The organism is Photorhabdus namnaonensis (assembly GCF_001684335.1).
Classification (GTDB): Bacteria; Pseudomonadota; Gammaproteobacteria; order Enterobacterales; family Enterobacteriaceae; genus Photorhabdus; species Photorhabdus namnaonensis.
In genome coordinates this window covers 1-23,227 of record NZ_LOIC01000083.1, presented here as the reverse complement: position 1 = coordinate 23,227, position 23,227 = coordinate 1, and the positions used below count along the sequence as shown (strand labels likewise).

At 38.8% G+C, this 23,227-nt stretch carries 18 protein-coding genes; 14 read left to right on the top strand and 4 right to left on the bottom strand.

The genetic code is table 11. From position 1 onward, the window contains the following. Positions 1-265: 265 nt before the first annotated feature. Entirely contained in the window at positions 266-481 is a 216-nt protein-coding gene (locus Phpb_RS18190) for a hypothetical protein (protein WP_065391589.1), read from the top strand. Between the two features lie 128 nt (positions 482-609). Here Phpb_RS18190 and Phpb_RS18185 read toward each other — a convergent pair whose 3' ends face one another. After that, positions 610-1,278: an epoxyqueuosine reductase QueH gene (locus Phpb_RS18185; RefSeq protein ID WP_046396371.1), complete on the bottom strand. Its 669-nt coding sequence runs from the start codon at positions 1,276-1,278 to the stop codon at positions 610-612. Positions 1,279-1,576: 298 nt separating this feature from the next. On the opposite strand from Phpb_RS18185, the gene Phpb_RS18180 reads away from it, so the two are divergent. The 13 genes from Phpb_RS18180 to Phpb_RS18120 all read left to right on the top strand — a co-directional run bounded on the left by Phpb_RS18180 (position 1,577) and on the right by Phpb_RS18120 (position 19,143). Next, complete coding sequence (locus Phpb_RS18180; RefSeq protein WP_065391588.1) at positions 1,577-2,770, top strand: benzoate/H(+) symporter BenE family transporter; 1,194 nt, start codon at positions 1,577-1,579, stop codon at positions 2,768-2,770. Positions 2,771-2,922: 152 nt separating this feature from the next. After that, positions 2,923-3,924, top strand: a complete 1,002-nt coding sequence (locus Phpb_RS18175; RefSeq protein ID WP_065391697.1) for a hypothetical protein — start codon at positions 2,923-2,925, stop codon at positions 3,922-3,924. Beyond that, positions 3,925-5,070: a BamA/TamA family outer membrane protein gene (locus Phpb_RS18170; RefSeq protein WP_065391587.1), complete on the top strand. Its 1,146-nt coding sequence runs from the start codon at positions 3,925-3,927 to the stop codon at positions 5,068-5,070. It begins immediately after the preceding gene. Then, positions 5,067-6,188 carry a DUF4056 domain-containing protein gene (locus tag Phpb_RS18165; protein ID WP_065391586.1) on the top strand — a complete coding sequence of 374 codons (1,122 nt, stop codon included), beginning with the start codon at positions 5,067-5,069 and terminating at the stop codon, positions 6,186-6,188. Before Phpb_RS18170 ends, Phpb_RS18165 begins: the two co-directional genes overlap by 4 nt. Before the next feature lie 830 nt (positions 6,189-7,018). Beyond that, positions 7,019-7,600, top strand: coding sequence for a fimbrial protein (locus tag Phpb_RS18160; protein WP_065391585.1), 582 nt, complete (start codon positions 7,019-7,021; stop codon positions 7,598-7,600). Positions 7,601-7,667: 67 nt separating this feature from the next. After that, the gene (locus Phpb_RS18155; protein WP_065391584.1) at positions 7,668-8,366 is read left to right on the top strand and encodes a fimbrial biogenesis chaperone; all 699 of its coding nucleotides are present in this window, start codon (positions 7,668-7,670) and stop codon (positions 8,364-8,366) included. A 25-nt stretch (positions 8,367-8,391) separates the two neighbouring features. Continuing rightward, entirely contained in the window at positions 8,392-10,866 is a 2,475-nt protein-coding gene (locus Phpb_RS18150) for a fimbria/pilus outer membrane usher protein (RefSeq protein WP_065391583.1), read from the top strand. 12 nt (positions 10,867-10,878) lie between these two features. Next, positions 10,879-11,955, top strand: coding sequence for a fimbrial protein (locus Phpb_RS18145; protein WP_065391582.1), 1,077 nt, complete (start codon positions 10,879-10,881; stop codon positions 11,953-11,955). A gap of 1,286 nt (positions 11,956-13,241) precedes the next feature. Further along, positions 13,242-14,030, top strand: coding sequence for a protein bax (locus Phpb_RS18140; protein ID WP_065391581.1), 789 nt, complete (start codon positions 13,242-13,244; stop codon positions 14,028-14,030). A 211-nt stretch (positions 14,031-14,241) separates the two neighbouring features. Then, positions 14,242-15,663: an MBOAT family O-acyltransferase gene (locus Phpb_RS18135; RefSeq protein ID WP_065391580.1), complete on the top strand. Its 1,422-nt coding sequence runs from the start codon at positions 14,242-14,244 to the stop codon at positions 15,661-15,663. Then, positions 15,650-16,801 (top strand): SGNH/GDSL hydrolase family protein, encoded by a 1,152-nt coding sequence (locus Phpb_RS18130; protein WP_065391579.1) that lies wholly within the window; start codon positions 15,650-15,652, stop codon positions 16,799-16,801. Before Phpb_RS18135 ends, Phpb_RS18130 begins: the two co-directional genes overlap by 14 nt. Then, the gene (locus Phpb_RS18125) at positions 16,788-18,008 is read left to right on the top strand and encodes an SGNH/GDSL hydrolase family protein (RefSeq protein ID WP_065391578.1); all 1,221 of its coding nucleotides are present in this window, start codon (positions 16,788-16,790) and stop codon (positions 18,006-18,008) included. The genes Phpb_RS18130 and Phpb_RS18125 overlap by 14 nt, the downstream gene beginning before the upstream one ends. A gap of 211 nt (positions 18,009-18,219) precedes the next feature. Beyond that, complete coding sequence (locus tag Phpb_RS18120; protein ID WP_065391577.1) at positions 18,220-19,143, top strand: GNAT family N-acetyltransferase; 924 nt, start codon at positions 18,220-18,222, stop codon at positions 19,141-19,143. A gap of 89 nt (positions 19,144-19,232) precedes the next feature. Here Phpb_RS18120 and gntU read toward each other — a convergent pair whose 3' ends face one another. The 3 genes from gntU to gntR form a co-directional block, all read right to left on the bottom strand. After that, a complete protein-coding gene (gene gntU / locus Phpb_RS18115; RefSeq protein ID WP_065391576.1) occupies positions 19,233-20,570 on the bottom strand; it encodes a gluconate transporter in 1,338 nt (445 codons plus the stop codon). Continuing rightward, positions 20,570-21,109 (bottom strand): gluconokinase, encoded by a 540-nt coding sequence (gene gntK, locus Phpb_RS18110; protein ID WP_065391575.1) that lies wholly within the window; start codon positions 21,107-21,109, stop codon positions 20,570-20,572. Before gntK ends, gntU begins: the two co-directional genes overlap by 1 nt. Before the next feature lie 169 nt (positions 21,110-21,278). Further along, on the bottom strand, positions 21,279-22,274 hold the full coding sequence (gntR, locus tag Phpb_RS18105) for a gluconate operon transcriptional repressor GntR (protein ID WP_065391574.1): 996 nt from the start codon (positions 22,272-22,274) through the stop codon (positions 21,279-21,281). Positions 22,275-23,227: the final 953 nt, after the last annotated feature.

The window sequence follows — 23,227 nt, the reverse complement described above, 5'->3', positions numbered from 1 at the left end:
CAATAGAGAACCTATCGCTTTAAATAAACACTCTCTGTTATCAGGCAAATTATGCCCAAAAACTTCAACGATTCTTCAACGAATTATAAAAACCTATAAAAAGACATTATCTTAAATTGCCGAATTAATGATCAAGCTCGTATACTCACTAAGCGTTAAGACAAATCTGGGCGTTAAGACAGATCTGGAATAGCAAGTAGCTTACTTAGTCGCTCAAAATGTATTCCAGCAAGTGAAACTAAAGTTAAAACACAGGAAAATTATCATGACACGTTTAGGCTTATCTATAACTGTATTATCACTGTTATTCTCTGGCGCAGTATTGGCTGCACCTAGCACCCCCGTAGCCCAATCTTCGGATACCAAGGCTACCTCTTCCCATGTGGAAAATACCAAAGCAGGGAAGAAATCCGATAAAACCGCACCTAAACAACACTCACACCAGAAAGCAGCGAGCAAAGAAGCCAAGAAGACTCATTGAGTTTCCCAGACTGACGCCACTAATATGCTGCAACTAATGTGCCGCAATCGTTATGGCACAAGTTTGGCAGCATCATAACTGTAAATTCAGGGGGGAAAATCCCCCCTCAACAAGCTATCACGAAAAGCTTAACAAGCGCCTTCGGTATCTTCATCACCATAATATTTAACACCAATCCTGATGATATCCCGTCCCTGAGATTTACGGTGTTTATTCGTGTCACGCAATGAATAGATACAACCACAATATTCCTGCTGATAAAATCTTTCCCGTTTACTGATTTCGATCATCCGGGCTGAACCACCTTGCTTACGCCAGTTGTAATCCCAGTATTGAACTCCAGGATACTGACTTGCCGCTCGTTTTCCGCAATCATTTATCTGCTGCATGTTTTTCCAACGAGAAATGCCCAACGAGCTTGAAATAACACTGAAATTATTTTCATAAGCATACAAAGCAGTACGCTCAAAACGCATATCAAAACACATGGTGCAGCGAACACCTCTTTCTGGCTCCAATTCCATGCCTTTAGCACGTTCAAACCAGTTATCGCTGTCATAATCCGCATCCACAAATGGCACATTGTGTTGCTCCGCAAAGCGAATGTTCTCTTCTTTGCGAATTAAATATTCCCGTTTTGGATGAATATTCGGATTATAGAAAAAAACGGTGTAATCAATTCCAGAGGCATGTAGCGCTTCCATCACTTCACCAGAGCAAGGAGCACAGCAAGAGTGCAATAATAATCGTTCCGCATTATCCGGTAACGTCAAAACAGGGCGAACATAGTTTTCCATTTGGCAGGCTCCATATAATTATAAGAATTAATTATAGAATATAGTTATTTTTAGCTTCAAATTTTTCGAATGAAATTCATCATGACTTATTTGCCGTTGCGATCCTTACCTTTACGATCCTTACTTTTCTGATCACAGTAAATTACTTGAAATTCTGGCAGATTCTACCGTTACATTGTCATCATCAAAGTTTGTACAAGGAAGTTCATTACCGATAAATCTGTTTTACGCTGATAGTTAACTAAATTATAGCCAAATTCAGATACTTTTAACCAAAATAATTTAAATGGAGACCACCATGCGCCATGCAATTTCTCTGCGTGACCTCTCTTTTCCGGCAATCATCGCTGGATTTGTCGCTGTTTTAGTTGGATATACCAGTTCAGCGGCAATTATCTTTCAGGCTGCGGAAGCTGCCGGCGCCACCACCCTACAGATCGGCGGCTGGCTGAGTATGCTAGGGCTTGGGATGGGTATCAGCTCCCTAGGGCTATCGCTTTATTACCGCACCCCCGTCCTTACCGCATGGTCAACACCGGGTGCCGCGCTACTGGCGACAACGCTACCTGGAACATCAATCAACGAAGCCATTGGTATCTTTATCTTTGCTTCAGCACTGATCTTGCTGTGCGGTATTACCGGCCTGTTTGCTCGATTAATGAACTATATTCCACAGACACTTTCCGCAGCCATGTTAGCCGGTATTCTATTACGCTTTGGCTTGGATGCTTTTTCTTCATTTTCGGTCAACTTCGTACTGACTGCTGGAATGTGTTTGGCTTATCTTCTGGCACGCAGATATTTATCCCGCTATGCCATCATCTTAACACTATTATCAGGGCTGATTATCGCCGCTTTACAGGGAGATATTCACTTTGAACAACAATCTACAACCGCGTTTATCACCCCCGAATTTATTACACCCAGTTTCACACTCTCTTCATTGTTGAGTGTCGGTATTCCATTTTTCATCGTCACAATGGCATCCCAAAACGCGCCCGGCATCGCCACACTAAAAGCCTCAGGATATCCGGTTTCTATTTCGTCACTGATAAGCTGGACTGCGCTCATTTCACTGATCTTGTCACCTTTTGGTGGTTTTTCCGTCTGTATTGCCGCCATTACGGCCGCAATTTGTATGAGCCCGGAAATTCATGCCGACCCAAATCGCCGTTATATGGCCGCTGCCGTAGCAGGCGTGTTTTACCTGATAGCGGGCCTGTTCGGTGGTTCAATCAGTATGTTATTCAGCGCCCTACCGGCGGCGCTTATTCATATTATCGCCGGATTAGCATTGCTTGGAACAATTTCTGGCAGCTTGCTACAAGCACTACAGAATGAAAAGCAGCGGGACGCAGCAGTAATCACATTTTTGATCACCGCTTCCGGTGTGACGTTACTTGGCGTAGGCGCTGCATTCTGGGGATTAATCGGTGGAGTAATAACCATGATCCTTTTATCTCTGCCGAGGAAAACCAAAATAGTTCATTAGATGAACAGTAAAATTATACTTTTCAGCACTTTATGATACTTATTATCAATAAAACTTATGATAGTTTGCCGGGTCTGTTGCGCTTTGAATATTACGATGGGACGTATCTAACAACCTTAAATTTTCTTACCCGCAAAGCCGAGCTTCCTATTATGAAATTTTTTGATACGAAATTTTCTGATATTAGTAAGTTAGCCGTTATTTCATCATGCCTGGCAATCCCTTATAGCTATGCTGATGATCACCCAATTCTTTCTCTCTCTATCAGCCAATCCGGAAGAAGCCAAACGACTGCTGATGGTAGTTTATCCAGAAAACCAAATAAGCAAGAATCACGGATACTTCCGATTTGGGGTGATGAAGCTAGAGCTAAAGGTTATGACCTACCGGAGCCTTTTGGCGCCAGTTACGGTTATATGAATATGCGACAAAATATCATTGTAGACGATATTAAAATCATTATACCGGACACCCCAGGCTTTGAAGACGCACTGGGTATCCAGACAGGCAAAACCAGAGGAAAGAATGAATCACATATGCTCAAGCTGGATGCTTGGGTTCTGCCTTTTCTGAATGTTTATGGCGTTTATGGCTGGACAAAAGGCACATCGAAAACCAACATTGAGGGAATCAGTTTTCTTGGTCAGACTATTGAGGAAATGAAAGATATTCCCTTTGGACTGGACTTTAAAGGTAAAACCTACGGTGGCGGTTTAACTCTGGCAGGGGGTTACGATCAGTTTTTCGGTACGCTTGATACCAACTATACCTACACTAATCTGGACATTCTGAATGGTAAAATCAGCGCTCTGGTTGTTACACCACGTGTTGGTTATGAGTTTATATTCCAGCCAATCATCCCAGGCCAAGGAAATACCAAATTGCAAGTATGGACCGGCGGTATGTACCAGAAAATTACCCAGGAATTTAAAGGCAATATTAGTAATCTGGATTTACCCCCCATGTTTGACAAACTAGTCAGTGCATTCGACGATTATGATAGTATGAAATTCAAAGTAAAACAGCATATTGCATCTCGCTGGAATAATACTGTTGGTGCAAGGCTAGAAGTCACCCGCCACTTCAATCTACTGACTGAAGTTGGCTTTAACAAACGTAACAGCTGTTATATTTCAGGAGAGTTCCGTTTTTAAATGAATATCCGCTGTACTTTACATGGGCTGGCTTTAGTCAGCCTTTTTATTTCTGATTTCTCATATAGTGAAGCACTACTTAGCAGGGAAAAAATCGATGGCTGGCTGGAAAAATTAGGTGGCAGTAATACCTATGACAGCAGTAAAGCGATTGACTGGGGCGTTTTACCCGGCCCTTTTTATACTCCAGAATTAAGTGCCGGTATCGGTGTTGCTGTCGTCGGTCTCTATCGGCCAGATGATAACGATCATACCAGCCAAATCTCTTCTCTTTCCCTGAATGGATTTGCCTCTTCAACCGGCGCCTTTGGCTTCACATTTGATAACTACAATTTCTTTACTGATGACCAATGGCGTTTTTTTCTTTCCGGTACATTGAACAACGTTCCCACTTATTACTGGGGAACGGGATATCAAGCAGGCAAGGTAGATGATCGCAAAGAAAAATATCGCTCACAGGAATTGCGCTTGCAACCCAGAATCCTCTATCGCGTTGCTGATTCTACCTATTTAGGCGCCGGCTGGCATTTTTCATCATTACACGCCAAAGATCCCGATAACGGTGCTAAAAAACTTTTCGCAGCAGAAAACGATGGACAGTCCATATTGAGTTCAGGCGTCAGTGCCTATTTCAGCTATGACACACGGGATTTTCTGCCTAATGCTCATCAAGGACAAGTGCTTGGTATTACTTACACCCATTTTTCCCCGGCATTAGGCAGTGACCGTCGGTTTAACACCGTGGATATGCAATACAGCACCTATTATCAATTAGATGAGAAATCTGTACTGGCATTCGATAGTTATGGTCGTTTCACTGACGGCCAAGCACCCTGGAATATGCTGTCAATGTTAGGTAATGGCAACCGGATGCGTGGATATTATGAAGGTAGATACCGGGACAAAAATGTTATCAACACTCAATTAGAATATCGGCGCAAATTGGACTGGCGGCACGGATTCGTCTTATGGGCTGGGGCTGGCACCCTAAGTCATTACGCAGAAGATATTGGCTCAAAAAACTGGTTACCCACAGTTGGCGCTGGCTATCGTTTTGAATTTAAACCTAAAATGAACGTCAGACTAGACTTTGGCGTCGGTAAAAAAAGCAATGGATTTTATTTTCAGGTAGGAGAGGCGTTTTGAAATTGCGTTTATGGATTGCTACTTTAACGTTAATTGCAGGATGCCAGGGAACTTTCTCTTCAATCGCACCAGTACAACCTGACTTAAATAGTGAAACAACCGCCGAAGCAACCCGCGCATGGCCGGTTCTTGCTCCGATTCCCTCTCCCGAAGGATTAAGAGCTTGCTGCGCTTTTGGCTATAATTTAAAAACTGAATTACTGACCATTCCAGTCCCTTTTTACCACATAAGTAATGTGTTGGATGCCGATAATCTTGGGGCACATAATTATAACAACAGTTTTTTTGGTACCGTTGCTTCATTAACAGGACTCAGTAATGAAAAAGTAGGGATGATATATACCCGCCGGGGCGGATTCATTGATATTTCCCATGTACGGGATACCGCTGATAATGCGGTTTTTCTATTCAGTCAAATCTGGCCTCGTCTTGGAGAAGAGTGGCAAATAGAACTCAGCAACGAATTAGCATCACGCCGTATCCAGTTCTATCAATTCACACCACCAGCAGAGATAGAACAACGTTATACCCTAACTGCTTATCTCGCGGTAAAATTGGCTTTTGAACTTGCTGCATGGCATGAAATCGCCCAATGGTATGGCTATCAGTCTGTACCGGGATTTTCTGAAAAAGTGTCTGCGTTCTCTCCTGAAGATCTCTACTCTAATCTATTAGGCGCTCGTCTTTCCCTCTCTTTGATACTGGCAGGACAAGTGCCGTCAATGAGACAATACCGTCTATCAATGCAAGCCATTCTGCCTCCAGCACTGCGTGAACTGGAAGCCTTATCCCCTGATGAAACGCGGAAAATGTTTGAGCAGGTTGATGGTATCTGGTGGGACAGCAAACGCCGTATACCTGATAAACGCTTAATCCTTCAACGCGATTTCCATACTCACAGTGATCGCACACCTAATATGGTGCCGACAGAACAGCAATTTCCACTTAGGCTCACCCTGCCACAACAATATATTGGCTACAGATTATCTGAATTGGCCGAATTACAATTGTGGCCTAGCCGACAAATGAAAGATCTTCCTGTACCAGTAACTTATTGGATTGCATTCGATTTTCCACAATTGGCGGAAAAAGCGAAAGCACAACAAGAGAATTATTGATTCACATATTTTCAATGAAAGAATGAATATAACATCATTAGTTAAAACATATAAGATATTTCAGATTACTATTTCTCAAATAATAATCCCAGAAAAATATCATCAATCATTATTTACTATTTACGCAATGTTACATCACAATATAAAACCAACATTATCTATAATAAAACTAAACTATGCTGACTGTATTTAAATTAAGTCAAACAGGTAAAATACATATCACCAAGGCATTATTTCACCGGATAAAAAGATCGTATTAAAATATTTACAAAGATAAAAAATCAATAAATAACTGATATAAAATAATTAATATTACATGACACTTAAAAAATAAATCAAAAGGTCAAAAAAACATTAACCAACCAAACAGACCAAAAAAGAAATAAAATCTTAAATACACACAAAAATCAGAATATAATTCTTAATTATGTTATCAAATTGTGTATTTCACTTATTTTTATCGAAAAAATAGACATTCACTCTTAATTTAACTTAGATAACAAAAATCCCTTCTTAAGTAGGCTTAATCGTCTATAATATATGTTTCTATGTTATAAATATGTATAAACAATATCAGCTTTATCTAAATAGATAAAATAAGAACTTACATTGTAAATAATTAGAATTATTCAACCAAAGCTCAAGTTACTAAACTATTTTCAACTATATAATATGTTGATTTTTATTTTAAATTTACAGTATTAATCAACTTAACAGATAAAAAACAACACTGTTTTCTTAATTTTTTTGATGTATCGGGGGATTCAGGGCCCCTACCTTTGCCACCCTGATAAAGCCAATTAAGATGTCCCTACTCCTGGAGAGGAAAAATGAATAAACTAGCGTTATCAACCACCGCCGCTCTTATTTTTGCCACAGGTTCCGCTGTCGCAGCCGATAATGCTGCTGGCGGTACACTACACTTCTCGGGTGCAGTCACTGATGCTACTTGTACTATTAATGGTGGCGCTTCGGCCAACCTGTCAATTATATTGGAACCTATCTCAGTCACTCAAGCCGGACAAAAAGAAGGCTTAATTGATTCTGGTAAGAAAGCATTTTCACTGGAATTTTCTAACTGCCAATCCAAAGCTGTTGGTTTTGACCCAGCAACCTCTATGTTAAAAATCCAGTTCACATCATCAAATACCATTGCTAACGATGGTAAATACTTGGTTAACCAAGAACTCAACGCAAACGGCAAGCCAAAAAACGTAGGTATCGCTATTGTTAAACACAACGAAGAACACGCTCCTATTATGCTAAATAAAGCGTTTGATACAGGAATCAAAGGCTCTACGGCAACACCTGAAATTGTAGATTTCTATGCGAAATACTATAAAGTAGGTACTGCCGATGCAGATCCAGGTAAAGTAGTAACAATGGTTACTTATCACGTTACTTATCTATAATTATTTACTACAATAAATAAAGCCTATTTAAATAAATAGGCTTATTTAATTTGGCAAAAATAACGTTATGAAGAAATTATTTTTAACTATATTATTAGGGATGACGACTTTATCTGCTCATGCCAACATCGTTATTAACACAACACGTGTTATTTACCCATCCAGTAATAAAGAGGTATCAGTTCAATTATTAAATGCAGGGGATCAACCCTCACTGGTACAATCCTGGATAGATGATGGTGATCCTAATTCAACACCTGAAACAGCTAAAGTCCCCTTTTTACTCACCCCTCCAGTCGTCAAAATTGATGGCAATAACGGGCAGCAATTAAGAATTAAGCACATCAACAGCAATCTACCGACTGATCGTGAATCGCTGTTTTATTTAAATGTTATGGATATTCCCCCCGTCGCAGAAAATATTGGTGACAAAAACGTTATGCAGATTGCTATTCGTACCCGGATCAAATTTTTCTACCGGCCTGATAAACTTTCTATCTTACCGAAACAAATCCAACAACATGTTGGATTAAAACGTGAGGGTAGCCAACTAAAATTGGAGAATTCATCACCCTATTTCATGAATATCGTCGGTCTTAAATCTTCTGACACTCAACCTAACTTACTCAATGAAGGAACAATTATAAAACCGTTCTCTTCTCATTCATTCAGTAGCAACGAAAAAGTAAAAGTTGGAGACAAATTAACTCTGGCTATTGTTGACGATTTTGGTGCTATAAATAAATTAACTTTACCACTTCAATAGTGATATTACTGGCATAGCATAGAACATGATAAGACAAAAAGTTAGTCAATTAGCCTTGATAATAGGTACCTTGCTGTATACAGGTTGTTTATGCTATGCCGCAACATTTAATACTGATTTTCTAGCCGGTGAATCTGCAAAAGCAGATTTATCCCGATTCTATTCCTCTTCAGAGCTGCCTGCCGGCCGTTATGATATTGATATATATCTGAATAATGACTGGAAAGGAAGATTTGATATTAATATCCAGAACAATGGTAAAGACATTTACTTATTTAATGAAGATCTTCCTAGGTTAGGTATAAAAATTGATAAAAACCAATTATCAGAATCAAATTTATCCAAAGATGAAATTCTTCTTACTAAAATAATACATGAAGGAACCGCTAATCTCGATGTTCCTAAACTCAGTCTACATCTGGTGGTCCCGCAAGCGTATGTCAAAAACGAACTCAAAGGCTATATCGATCCTGCATTCTGGGACAGAGGTATCCCCGGCGCTATGCTGTCCTATAATACCAACTATTACCATACTCAAAGTAGGAATAAACAAAACCGCGACCGTGAAAATGAAGATAATGTTTACGTGTCGCTTAATAGCGGTTTGAATCTATTTAGCTGGCAATTACGTGATCAATCCTCTTATCACTACACACGTTCAAATGGTGGTAAATGGAGTAATAATACCCGTTATCTGCAACGGGGAATTTCATCAATTAATTCAGAACTTCGCATTGGTGATAGCTATACATCCAGCGATTTATTCGACTCTTTCCGCTTTCGAGGTATCAATCTGAAAACAGATATGCGCATGTACCCCGATGCCTGGCAAGGATTTTCCCCTATCGTCAGGGGAGTTGCGCAGACTAACGCTCTGGTAAAAATCACCCAAAATAATGTTGTTATTTATCAAGGTAATGTTCCACCGGGGCCGTTTGCCATTGATACTATTTTACCAACAGGTTCAGGTGGTGATTTGCTAGTTGAAGTGACGGAAGCAGACGGACGTGCTAATAGTTTTACCGTCCCCTTTTCATCCGTTCCTAATATGATGAAAGAAGGTCTTGGCAAATATGATATCAGTGCAGGTAAAACACATATTGCTAACAGTCGTTATAAACCAAACTTTTTTCAAGCCAGCTATCAATATGGTTTTAATAATGTCCTGACCGGTTATACAGGCACCATTATCAGTAAAGATTATTATTCGCTACTGTTAGGTAGTGGCTTTAATCTACCCATTGGCGCTGTCTCAATTGATGTTTCACAATCCAGCGCCAAATTTGATAATAACCCAACCATGAAAGGTCAAAGCTACAAATTGGCTTATAGTCGCTATATTCCACAAACAAAAACAAATTTTTCGCTGGCGGCTTATCGTTATTCGACTAAAAATTATCTCACCCTAATCGATGCGATTGATCTACATGACTGGATAAGCAACGGCTATAACCAACAATACTATTCTCATCAAAAAAATACCTTTAATATCAATTTGAACCAGAATCTTGGTAGTGGTGCAGGTTCACTTTTTCTTTCGGGAACATTCCGTGATTACTGGGGAACCCAGAATAAAAGTAGGGAATATCAAATGGGATATTCCAATAGTCTGGGTAAAGTCAATTATTCCCTGACAGCGAGCCGTGTCCGATACAATATCAATGAAACAGAGAGTAAAGAGGAACAGCGCTACTATCTGATGCTATCCATTCCTTTCGAGTTGTTTGGCTACCCAGCCTATCTGACCAATAATGTCTCAATTAATGAAAGCCATTATAACAACAGTAACTTAGGGTTAAGCGGCAGCGCAGGCCCAAACAACCGTTTGAATTACCACTTCAACATTTCAGATCAGAAAAGCGGTTCGACAACAACCAGTGCAAATTTAACCTATAAAACATCCGTTTCCACATTGAGCAGTTCTTATAGCCAATCCAAGGAGTATCGCCAAATGGGGCTTGGCGCAATCGGCAGTTTGGTTGCTTATCAAAATGGAATTCTGGCTGCTAATCAGGTTGGAGAAACTTTCGCCATCATTGACGCGCCAGGCACAGCAAACGCTTCAGTGAATGGCGATAAAAGCATGATGACAAACAATAGCGGTAAGTTGCTGATACCTTACCTCTCTCCTTACCGAAAAAACGCCATCATGCTAGATACCAGTGAAGTGTCAGAAGATGCCGCTGAACTTATCGGTAATATCAGAGATGTTGCGCCATATTCCGGTGCGATTACCCATATCGGATTTAAAACAGACCAGAGGAAAACGTTTGTTTTCTATGCCGCTCAGGCTGATGGTAAACCTTTACCTTTCGGTACTGAAATTGTCGATTCAGAAGGTAACAGCTTAGGATACGTTGGTCAGGGCAGTATGGTTTTCCTGCGAGCAGAAAAATTACCACAACAAATTTATATCCGCATCGGTCAGCTAGGCGAAAAGAGTTGCACAATAAACGATCCACAGCCTGAAATGGGCTCAACCGCCAATATTTGCCGTTAAGGGAGAAAAATAATGAAACTTAAACCATTGTATCTGGCGGCCATAATCAGTCTAAGCAGCAACATAGCCTATGCAGACTGCCAACCTAAACATGCAATAACGGCACCGGCAATCACGGTTGATATGACAGATCATCTCACCCTAAACAGTAATGCCGCCTGGATACTCAATACCCAATATGCTGGCTATTTTACATGTACAAGAAATTCATTATGGAAACAAAACTCTGTTGCTAACGGCTCGCCTTTTACCAAAAACAAAGTTGTTTTAGGATTCAATGGCGGCAAAGATTATGCCGAAGTAACTGTCACGAATCTTTCTCCTGGCAACAGTATTAATCTGGGAAACAGTAACGACACATACCCTGCCGGCAAATTGCAAGCTCAATTTACGCTTAATGTAAAGCTACTGGGCGGCAGACCCGGTGGTAGTAATATTCACGTCTTTTCCGGTAATTCTGCAACATTAAAAACTGCTGTAATTGCAATGGATACCACCAATTTAGGACTCCTTGATGCCATTCTCCGTTTCGCTACCGATTTCCTGACCTTTATTCTTACCTGGGAGTGGCCGACGCATTCTGAAGATATCTATTACCAGCCCGTTACGATGATTTTTAATCACAGAGATACAACTTGTCACTTCTTAAATGCTGGGTTAACAGTGAATCTGCCAAAAGTCAATCGCATTAGATTGCTTAACGGAACAGATAAAGGCGAAACCCCTTTTACCCTGAACTTTGAATGCAAATATCTCCAAAACGGTAAAACTTCACGCTCAGTTAAAGCTTACCTAAGCAGTAACAATCTGCTGCCAAATGACAATCAAACCTTAATTGATAGCAAAGCCGGTGCCGCTAAAGGTGTTGGTATCCGTGTCTCTCAGACAAGTGATTCATCGCCGATAACTTTCAGTGCCTCGCCATCCTCATCCCGTGGCGCGACACTGCTATTCAGTAAAAACTCCGGCAATGTCATCGATAAAAACTTTTCTATCGACCTTAATGCTTACTACCACGTTTATGATCCGCAAAACATCATAGCAGGGGACCTGAAAGCAACTTCTGTGCTGAACTTTGAATACAATTAATCAAGAGGAAAATTAACCAAGAGGCAAAGGAGATGTCTCTTATTTTCCCTATCCGAATTAAAAATTTATGTTTCAATAAGTAATAATTTGTAATAAAGTGTTTCTGTAGAAAAATTCATTTACATTTATAATCTCCCCTGAATTAACGTAACATAATGATAATCCTAACATTAAGTAATCACGCACACTTAACTAATTTCTTAATAAAATAGTGTAACTCTACAAAAAATAGAAAAAAACATACTTACACTCATCAATAAAATTAAAAAAACAATATCAAAAACAATATATTCCAGCCTTATTAAAAAATAAACAGAAACAACAACCAGTCAAAAATAAAAATATATATCAAGAAAAATACGATAAAGAAAAATCATAAAAACAGAAAGATACAATATATAAAAACACCCAATAACATTGATTGAAAATAAAAATAATCAATTAAAAATCAACAACATAAGACAGAGTAAAAATAAAAACCTTAGATGTCAATATAATTTCACGCAATGCAAAAACGTAATGAACAATTTAACCCAACATAATAAAAACACGAATTTCATTCCCCCAAACCACCTTTAATATAAAAATATAAAGATAAATATTTATAATTATCAACAAATAAATTATTAAAATTTTTTTATCCTTATACGCATCTTCATTATTATACTTTTACTATATCACCTGAAGTAAATATTTGTAACACATTGTTACTTATTTTAACTTAACATTTAGAACCATATCGAATATCCTGCATCGCACCAATGACAATGGATACATTAGAAAATTAGCTCAAGCCTGACAGAGACGACTTAATTTTAACTTACAGAGGAAAAAGACCATATTGGTAACTGGTCACCTTTTTATGAAAATGATAATTATTCTTATAACGGCAATATTAATATCAATCAGTTTACTACTCGCCGCAGTGTTCTTACGATTGGCTGTACTATAATTAACAGTACTATATAAAACTAAGTTCAATCACTTTCGATATTACACTAGCTGGTTTACAAATCACTTTTCTTTCGAGAAAACTACTTACAGGCACAAAACTAACTCAAAAATCATGATTATATCTGATAAATAACTCAACCTGGACAGGCAATATTTCTCACGTAAACAGCACATAAACATATATAAATTAATAAAAAATTACAGAAAAAACGAGCAAAGCAATAACTTTCATTACAGAAAATATATTTATGAATCACCAATAACTCTGGCTATGCTGGATTTATTTTGCTAACATCAGCTTGTTTTTTATTCAGAGCAAACGAGGAAAAGCAATGCCCTCTCAAACGATGAGGACAACTGCCATCTTCGCTTTCTTTATCTCACTATTGTTTTCCGCTTTTAGTCATGCCTCAACCAGCACTGCTAAAAGCATAGAGTATTCTCACAATGACATGCAAAACAGTTTGCCAGATTTGCGAAAATACCCTTCGGGCACCCTACGTAAGAAAGCGTTTTTAAATGTTGTTGTCCCTGTGATTGATCAACACAATCAACAAATTATGCAGGAACGGAAATGGCTATTGGAGCACCAAAATGCCAAGCATTGGTCCATACAGGATCTCAAGCGCCTGCAACAAATTTGTAAAAACTACAACGTGAGCTGTAGCAGCTCGCCTAAAAAAGTTAATTGGAACAAGCTACTAAGTCGTGTTGATATTATCCCAACCCATTTTGTTGCCACTCAGGCCGCAACAGAATCTGGCTGGGGAACATCTAAGCTTGCACAACAGAATAACAACTTGTTCGGTATGCGTTGCGGTAACAACTGTAAGAAAACCCAAGGTAAAATAAAAGGTTATTTCTCCTACTCAACCATCAATGATTCTGTCGAAGCCTATATGAAAAATATGAATACTCATAACGCTTATGAATCATTGCGTGTTTCACGCGCCAAGCAGAGAAGCCTTCAAGAATCACTAAATACCAGCAAATTGATTGATAATCTTGAAGGGTATTCACAATTGGGTTCAACTTACAACAATTATCTGCATAAAGTATTTAACAGCAATAAAGGACTTATTACTCAAGCGCAGAAGTTAGCCAAAAACGACCATGACTAAGGGCCTAAATAAGTCATTAGCATGAATATCTTCTATTTGAATATCTTGTGCTAAGTACCAATATCATCCGTTACCATAACCCACTATGGAACGGATGATTTTCTTATGTCCATCGGTTTGTTCTTTTCATTGATAGAATGTTTAGATTAAATACTATAATATCACCCAATATTAACCTATATTGAAATAAAATGATTGACCAGAGTTTAATATGAATTTCTTTTCTTTTGAGTTTCTTGGTTCCTTTGTTGCTTTCTTTCTCTTGTATTGGATGCTACAAAAAAACACTAAAGCACAAAACTATCTGCTGATAATCGCAAGTTATCTGTTTGTCTTTTCCTTTAACCCGCTTTTCACCGGCATCCTATTTGGCTACACGCTATTTATCTATCTTTTAACAAACATAGCCAGCAAATTTTTATCCAATCGCATCACGTTTACTATCCTGACGATAGGTATTCTGGGATGTTTTACGCTATTCAAATATTACTCTTTCTTTCAGGAAAGTCTCCAACAAGCGTTTGCCGAATTTGGCTTGTCCGTAGATTTACCTGTACTGACATTACTCGTCCCTCTGGGTTTATCTTTCTATGCATTTCATTCCGTCAGCTATGTCGTTGCTGTCGCAAGAAAAGAGATGCCCAAAGCATCATTTCCTGATGTCGCCTTATACCTATGCTTTTTTCCAAGTATTGTTGCCGGACCAATCAACCGAGCTAAAAATTTCCTGCCTCAAATCCAGATTTCATCAAGAGTAATCATTGAACCATCAAGATCCATATTACTGATTGCACTGGCGATAATTAAGCTATTCTTATTCAGCTCTTATTTATCTGAAAATTATGTCAATCCAGTTTTTGATGATCCTGCCAGCTACAATACGGGGCAAATACTGGTTGGTATCTATGCCTATGCATGGCATATCTATTTTAATTTTTCTGGTTATACCAACCTTGTTACTGGATTAGCGCTACTCCTTGGTTTCAGGGTACCTGAAAACTTTAATTCCCCTTATCTGGCTGAAAACTTACAAGCTTTCTGGCGCCGTTGGCATATCAGTTTGTCTGAATTTATTCGTGATTATGTCTATATTCCTTTAGGTGGTAATAAGAAAGGATTTATACGTAAAAATCTTAATTTGTTTGTCGCTATGGTAATCTCTGGATTATGGCATGGAGCCGGAATTAACTTCATTATCTGGGGAGCTATTCATGGATTGGGATTAATAATCCTCAATGTCAAATACCAGTTATTTCCCCCAATAGACAAAAAAAATCAAAATATTTCCCGAAGCCCAGTCAGCTCATTTTTATCAAGAATCATCACTTTCCACTTTGTCTGTCTGGCATGGGTTTTCTTCCGCTGTCCTACTCTCGATGATTCACTAATATTATTAAATCAATTGATATCATCAGGTTTATTTAACTCAATAATAGCCAACAGTGGGTTGTTATTGATGTTCTGGGGACTCTTTATTATCTACCCGTGGCTGATTAATCTAAAAATAATGGTTGAGAAAATGCATTCTAATATTTCATGGATATATTATCCAATACCATTAGCAATTATTTTGACTTTAGTATTTATGCTCTCACCACAAGGAATACCAGGATTCATTTATGCCAATTTCTGAATTCAAATCTAATTTAAAGACAGTAGGGCAAGTCACATTTACCGTAATATTAACTAGCCTACTGTTAGTCTGGCTAAATCATCGTTCACTGGATAGATTCTGGCAACAAGAATACCATCAGCAAAGCCTTTGGGCTACTTTACAAGGTCATCCGCTCTGGGATTTCGGTGATAACCTGGAACAAGGCGTACTCGCTGCGGGGGAAGCTTTCATATTACATACTACCGGCAATAATAGTGGCAATCACCAGCAAGCTTCCCAGGAAGCTGATATCACACTGCCTGCGGATTTTCAGATTGGACTCAAGCTCCTGAGTGGTTATCCCTCTCCTGTTACAAATCTGCCTGCAACTTTTCCTGAGTTATTACAGAAATCTTCCCATACTCATCCTGTTAATTCACCAATACCTCATGATTTAAGGAATAATATTTCCCCCAGTGCGGTTATCGGTAAAACCAACGTGACACTGGCTGCCAAAGATAAAGTGCTGTTTGCCGGAGATTCAATGATGCAGGGTATCGCTCCCCATCTGAAACGTCGACTCTACCGGGATTACAGTATTTCAAGTATTAATCTCAGCAAACAAAGTACTGGACTCGCTTACCCCAATTTTTTTAACTGGCCGGAAACTATCAACAAAACACTGGAAGCCAACCGCGATATCAAGTTAGTTGTTATTTTTTTGGGGCCAAATGATCCCTGGGATATGCCACCAAAACATGGAAACATCTACCTGAAATTCGCCAGCCCCGATTGGGAAAACCTCTATCGCCAACGTATCGACATGATACTTACCGAAACACGTAGCCACGGTGCTGATATTATCTGGGTTGGTCCTCCCAATATGCGACAGAAAAAACTTTCCACCAGCATGGAATATCTGAGATCCCTGTATCGATCGGAAGTCACGAAAGCTGGGGAAATCTACGTTTCTGTTAATGATATTTTTAAATACCATGCAAATGATTATTCCGATTATATTGGCGATAATAGTAATAAAATTAAACTCAGAAGTGGTGATGGCATACACTTTAGCTTGAAAGGCCAGCAAACTATCTCAGACAACATATTTTCATTGATTAAATTTATTCAGGAACCAGCCAAACAAAATGGAACCAAGCAAAATGAAAATAGTTAAACAACTCCGTCGGCGACACCAATCTGCTGGCATTAGTTTGGTCATCGCACTCTCTTTAAGTTTAATATCGTGCCATAAACAAAAACCAGGACCATTGCCAACACAACAACCGGCAAAAGAAAATCAACAGCTAATAGATTTCGGTGAACCAAATTTAGCCTTACTGGCGAATAAACTGCATAACAGTCGTCATAATCAACTGCATTTCATTCAGATAGGCGATTCCCATACCGCTGCTGATTTTTTTACCGGCAAGCTTCGCTCTTTATTGCAACAACGTTTTGGCGATGCAGGGATTGGTTTTGTTAGCCCAATTAATGTACCTGGCCAACGTAACGCTATGGTCAGTATGACCAGTAATACACAGCAATGGAAACTCACTACCAGCCGCAAAGATAATCGGCCTGATTTTCCTCTTGGCGGTGCAATTGCAGAACCCAACACCCAAATAAGTCAATTAATTCTAAAGCTGTTTGCGCCATCCCATTATCTCTATCAACTCAAGACGTTATATCAAGCATCGGGTGATGCTCAGATTCTGGTTCAATCTACAACCAAACGAATAGTGAAATTACCGGCAACCCACGGTGACTGGCAGTTTTCTACTGAAGAATCAGTTACATTCCCAGTTAATATTATGGCGATACAAAATAATCAGTTAAAATTAGGCGGCTGGTTTATCAAACGCACACAACCAGGTATTATGTTATCTGCCTTGGGTATTAATGGTGCAACTATTAATATGATGGATAAGTGGCAGCCACAATGGATTGATACATTAGTTCAAATGCATCCTGATATGGTAATCCTCGCTTATGGCACAAATGAGGCGTTTAATCATTCGCTTGATTTACCAAACTATCGCCAGCAACTGGAAACGAAGATAAAGCAGATTCGTAATCAGCTACCACAAGCAGTTATCCTTATTATTGGGCCGGGTGATTCTTTGAAAAACAATCAACTTACAAGTTGTACAACACAACAACCAACAATGTTGGATAATATCATCCATATTCAACAAAAAGTCGCTCAAGATCAGCACACACTATTCTGGAACTGGCGTGAATATATGGGTGGAAAATGCTCAATTAAGAGCTGGGCGCAACAAGATCTTGCTCGTCCTGATTATGTTCATCTTTCAGCCGCGGGTTATGAACGCAGTGCTGAAGCTTTATATCAACAATTAATCAATATTCTCGATCAATAAGCAACAATAAAGCTTGATTGGGAATAGTACTAAATACTTATCTTGTTTTTAGTGCAGAAAAATTAAACTTATAATCTTAGATTTACAATATGTATGAGCTCACAAAAAACCCATTTAATAAAGACAAACTAACTTTTTTGTTGTATTTAATGCGTTGAAAAATAAGTTTATACCATGTGTAAAACATAGCTTTAAAAAGAGTATTTAAAATATGATTTTTCCAAACAAGTATCCTCTCAGCTCTATAAAAAGGCTCATCTCCGGCTGGAAAGAGTGTAGTTTCGAACGTTACCAACAAGCGTATTCTCTCTATGGGGGTGGAATATCCACTCATCCAAATATTGTACGTTTTTTAAATGAAAAATTTGGCAATAGTTTTATCTTTTACGTCAAAGAAAATCCACAAATAGAAAACGTTATCGAAGGGGCATACTTTACATGTAAAGATCATCATCTGGCAGCAAGTCACCAAAAAGATTACCACTTCTTCACCTATGATGAAATTATCTTTCCTATCGCCAAACATCTAAAAACCATCATTCCAGGGAAATCTAAAACCATATCGCTCCTGCACAAAGAAAATTTTATCAACGTTTGTTATGGTCGGTTAAACAAACGAACAGTCTGTCTTGCTAAAGAAAAATTTTCTTATAAAACAAAAAGAAATCGAAGTAATGAAATTAACAAATTTAAGCGTTCTGGTGGAGAAATACATCAAATTAACGATTTTACCTGCCAAGAGTTCATCGATATTTACACCACACTGTACGAAAAACGCTGGACATATAAAACACACAATGAAGAAGAGAAAGAAAAATTAACTGAATTATATACCGACCTCAAACAACATCTATATGGAAATGTATTAACTATCAATGGTGCCCCAGTTGCCTACGATTTAGTCATAAAAGCAGACAGTCCCCAGTGGATTTCATTTGATGCAGTAGACGGCGGACTCGATCCTGAATATTCCAATCTCAGTGTTGGCAGTATTCTAATGTGGTTAAATATTCAAAATGCTTCAGCGCTCTGTCAGCAGAATCAAAAAACGATGCGCTATTCTATTGGTAGACCTTCTCTCACCTATAAAGATCGCTGGTGCTACCGTCACCCGCTAGCAAGAACACTATTTTAATGTCGCCAATATTTTCAGATAGTTTACTTATCTTGCCGCCTTCTAAGGAAGGCAGCATGAGTCTAATACAATCCTTGAATTCATACAAATTACAACATAGTAAAGAAAACCATTCCAACAACGGCACCTGTTGTTCCAAGAATAGTTTCCATAATTGACCAAGTTTTCAGTGTCTGAGATTCTGTTGCACCAGTAAATTTACCAAATAACCAAAAGCCTGAGTCATTGACATGGCTCAATACCAAAGAACCACCCGCAATACAAATTGAAAGAGCCGCAAGCTGGGCGCCAGAATATCCCAGAAGATCAACAACTGGCAAAATCAGACCAACAGTTGTCAAACAAGCAACAGTTGCAGAACCTTGAATAATACGTACTGTTCCAGCAAGGATAAAACACGCTAATGCAATAGGCAAGCCCGCACCAATCAATGCATTTCCCAAAGCAGGACCAACACCCGAATCCACTAATACTTGTTTGAATACACCACCAGCCCCAGTCACTAATAAAATAATTCCAGCCGGTTGAATAGCCGAAGAGCAAATATCCATTACTTTTTCTTTACTCATCCCACGGCGAATTGCTAAACCATAAATAGCAATCAAACAAGCAACCAAAATCGCAGAAAATGGATGACCGATAAATGCAAACCACTGATACAACTCAGAACCCTGTTCAACAAAATTCTCACCAATAGCCTTTAATCCAACCAAAGCCAAAGGGAACAGAACCAGTGACAAACTCAAACCACAAGATGGCATCTTACCTTGACCAAGACTTGGCTCACTTATATCGTTGGGTAAATCCAGAGTGACATACTTACTGATAAAACTACCGAAGATTGGCCCCGCCAGTAACATCCCAGGAATCGCGGCACTGATACCAATCAAGATCATCCAACCAAAGTCAGCATTCATTTGTGAAGCCAACAACATCGGTACTGGACCAGGTAACAAAAACGCTGCGGCGGCTGCAACACCGGCAAACAAAGGAATAACCAGCTTGACTACATTACCGCCAGTACGACGCGCTACTGCAAATGCCACACCAATCAATAAAACAATCGCTACATCAAAGAACAACGGCAAAGCACAAACCAGGCCAGCGATCCCCAGTGAATAATGAGCATTCTTTTCACCAAAACTATTTAGTAATTTAACCGCAATCTGATCCAGTGCGCCTGTTTCATGCAGAACTTTACCAAACATTGCCCCTAATGCGACAACAATAGCTAAGAAACCTAACGTTCCTCCCATTCCTTCCTGCATTGTTTCAGCAATTTTATCCAGTGGCATACCAGAAAAAACACCCGCCCCCATAGAAACCAGTATTAACGCAACAAAAGCGTGTATTCTGGCTTTCATCACCAGAAACAATAGTAAGAGAACAGAACCCACCGCTGTCAGCACTAAGGTTAAAGTATTCATTATTTTTCCCCTGAAATGACACTATTAATTATTCTTATCGAGTGATTTATCACTTCATCAAGAGATGATCTAATGTCAACCAGATAAACATCCTGTTCATCACTCTCTGGCTCTTCTAATGCCTCAAACTGAGATACCAACATTTGAGGTTTAAAAAAATGATCTTTACGTGCCTTCAATCGACTTTCAATTAAATCAAAGTCGCCTTTCATATAAAGAAATGACAGATTCTTATTATTATCACGCAGTATATCCCGGTAATGTTTTTTTAAAGCAGAACAAACAATTAAGGAAACCGAGTTTGTACGTTGCATAGCAAAAATTGCATGGTTCAGTGATTTCAACCAAGGCTCACGATCTTCATCATTCAGTGCATAGCCTCTAGCCATCTTACTAATGTTAGATCTTGGGTGTAAAAAATCACCATCTAAAAAAGCAGAATCCAATTTACAGGCTACAGCACTGGCAACAACAGATTTACCACTACCGGATACCCCCATAAGCACAAAAGCATGATTCGAATGCTGGGTATCACTCATATAAACTCCTTAGCGTAGATCTTTTATCTACAAAATGTTACCGGTAACTGTTATCGGTAACATTATCAGAAGTAGAGATGAAATTAGCAAAAATACGGAATATTCAGGAAATATAAATGTGATATTTATCACAAATAAGTTCAAGAAAATGCAAATCCAGCAGACCGATTTAGATACTCTCTCCTAAAGATAACTGAAAACCGATATCAATCATTTTTTGCGGTAAATGTTCATCCCTCAGCCGAGCCATTAATAATTCGGCTGCCCTCCTCCCCATTAAATCACGAGACGTTAATACACTGGCAAGTTTTGGTGTCATCGCCTGACCAACATCATGACCATGAAAGCCAGCTATCGCAATATCATGTGGTACAACTATCCCTTGACGTTGGCACTCGAAAATTGCTCCGATAGCGAGATCATCGTTAGTACAAAATAGACCATCAACATCAGGATATTTTGCTCGTGCTTCATTTAGTAACTGCCCCCCTAATGTGTAAGAAGAGCTGTCTGGAGTCATTATCTTACCTGGTCTTAACCCCGCACTTTCCATTGCAGCTTCATAACCCTCCAGACGAATAATTGTCCTTTCATCTTGCCTCGCACCAAGATAAATCACCCGCTGACAACCACGCTCAATCATTGCCATTGTCATTTGCCGAGCAGCTTCAAAGTTGTCAATACCGACCGCCGTATCAAAACAAGGAGAAACACAATCCATCAACTCAACGACAGGGATACCCGCAGTTTCCAACATTTTTAAAGTTCGTGGAGTGTGAGTGCGTTCTGAAAGAATCAAACCATCGATATTATAGGAAAGTAAAGAAATCAAACGCTCTTCTTCCTTTTCTGAACGATATCCATAGTGAGCCAACATAGTTTGATAACCATAACTATCCGTCACATATTCGACACCACGGATAACCTCCGCAAAAACTTGGTTAGTCAAAGAAGGCAATAAAATACCAATAGCATGACTAGTAGAATTAGAAAGAATATCCGGCACTTTATTGGGTATATAACCTAACTCATCTAAAGCATCCGCTATTTTTTCTCGCAATTGTTCAGAAACTTGATCAGGATTACGTAAGAAACGGCTTACCGTCATTTTAGTTACACCAACACGATCAGCAACATCTTGTAAAATAGGGCGTTTTTTCTTCATATTTCAAAACAATATAGAATTAGTCAAGTTTAGGATAATAAACGCAATGTTATGACATACTTATACACTATAAGGATACATTTTTTTAAACTTAGTCTGATAGTGAAACCGTAACCCCCATTTATTCAATGCATCGTAAAATCTCATCCTTTAAAGCGGAAATATAAGAAATGTTTTTTTATTAATCAGGAGGATTTATTACCGAATGATTGAAAGACAATGAGCCACCACAATCAGCAAGAACCAAGTCTCAACAGTGACTAAGAACTTGAAAATTGCCAAACCTATCAAAATCAGAAGTAGAGACATTAAGTCAGCTTAGGAGAAATGTCCAGACGAAATTAAGGTTTAATCATTCGATACTGGCTCAAGGTTAATATGAACTACGTTGTTAACTTAAGTACAAACAGGCATGTAATTTCTCGGCAACTCATACCAATTAAGAAAAGGCTACGTCATAAAGTACTCAAAACCGATATCAAAAATAACCGGTTAATCAGCATGCCGATAAGATTTATCCTACTGATTCACTCTGAAACCTTCCTCTCGACTAAATTTTAAAATCTATTGAAAACATTGAAAGATTGAACTCAACTACGACGAGATAAAACACAGGCAATTAAGTCATGTGCATACACTTATTCATTAAGATATTGAAAACATTTCATTAAAAGTGACGAACAAACCCCATTTCCTATAATTTGGTTTGTTTAGCGATAATATTTACGACACGAACTCATGGAAGTTCTGACCTCATTATTGCACTACAATTTATTCAAGCAGAGTTTTTACGGTGTATGAGACAAAATCCCAAAGAAATTTCAACGATTATAGGAAGAAGAGCAACTTAATATCATCTAATAAGAATCTATGGTCACCCTCGTTTTTGCAACACTCATTTTGATGAATTTTGGGCTTGCTTAAATCTATCCGGCGTCACTATAGGCAAGGAT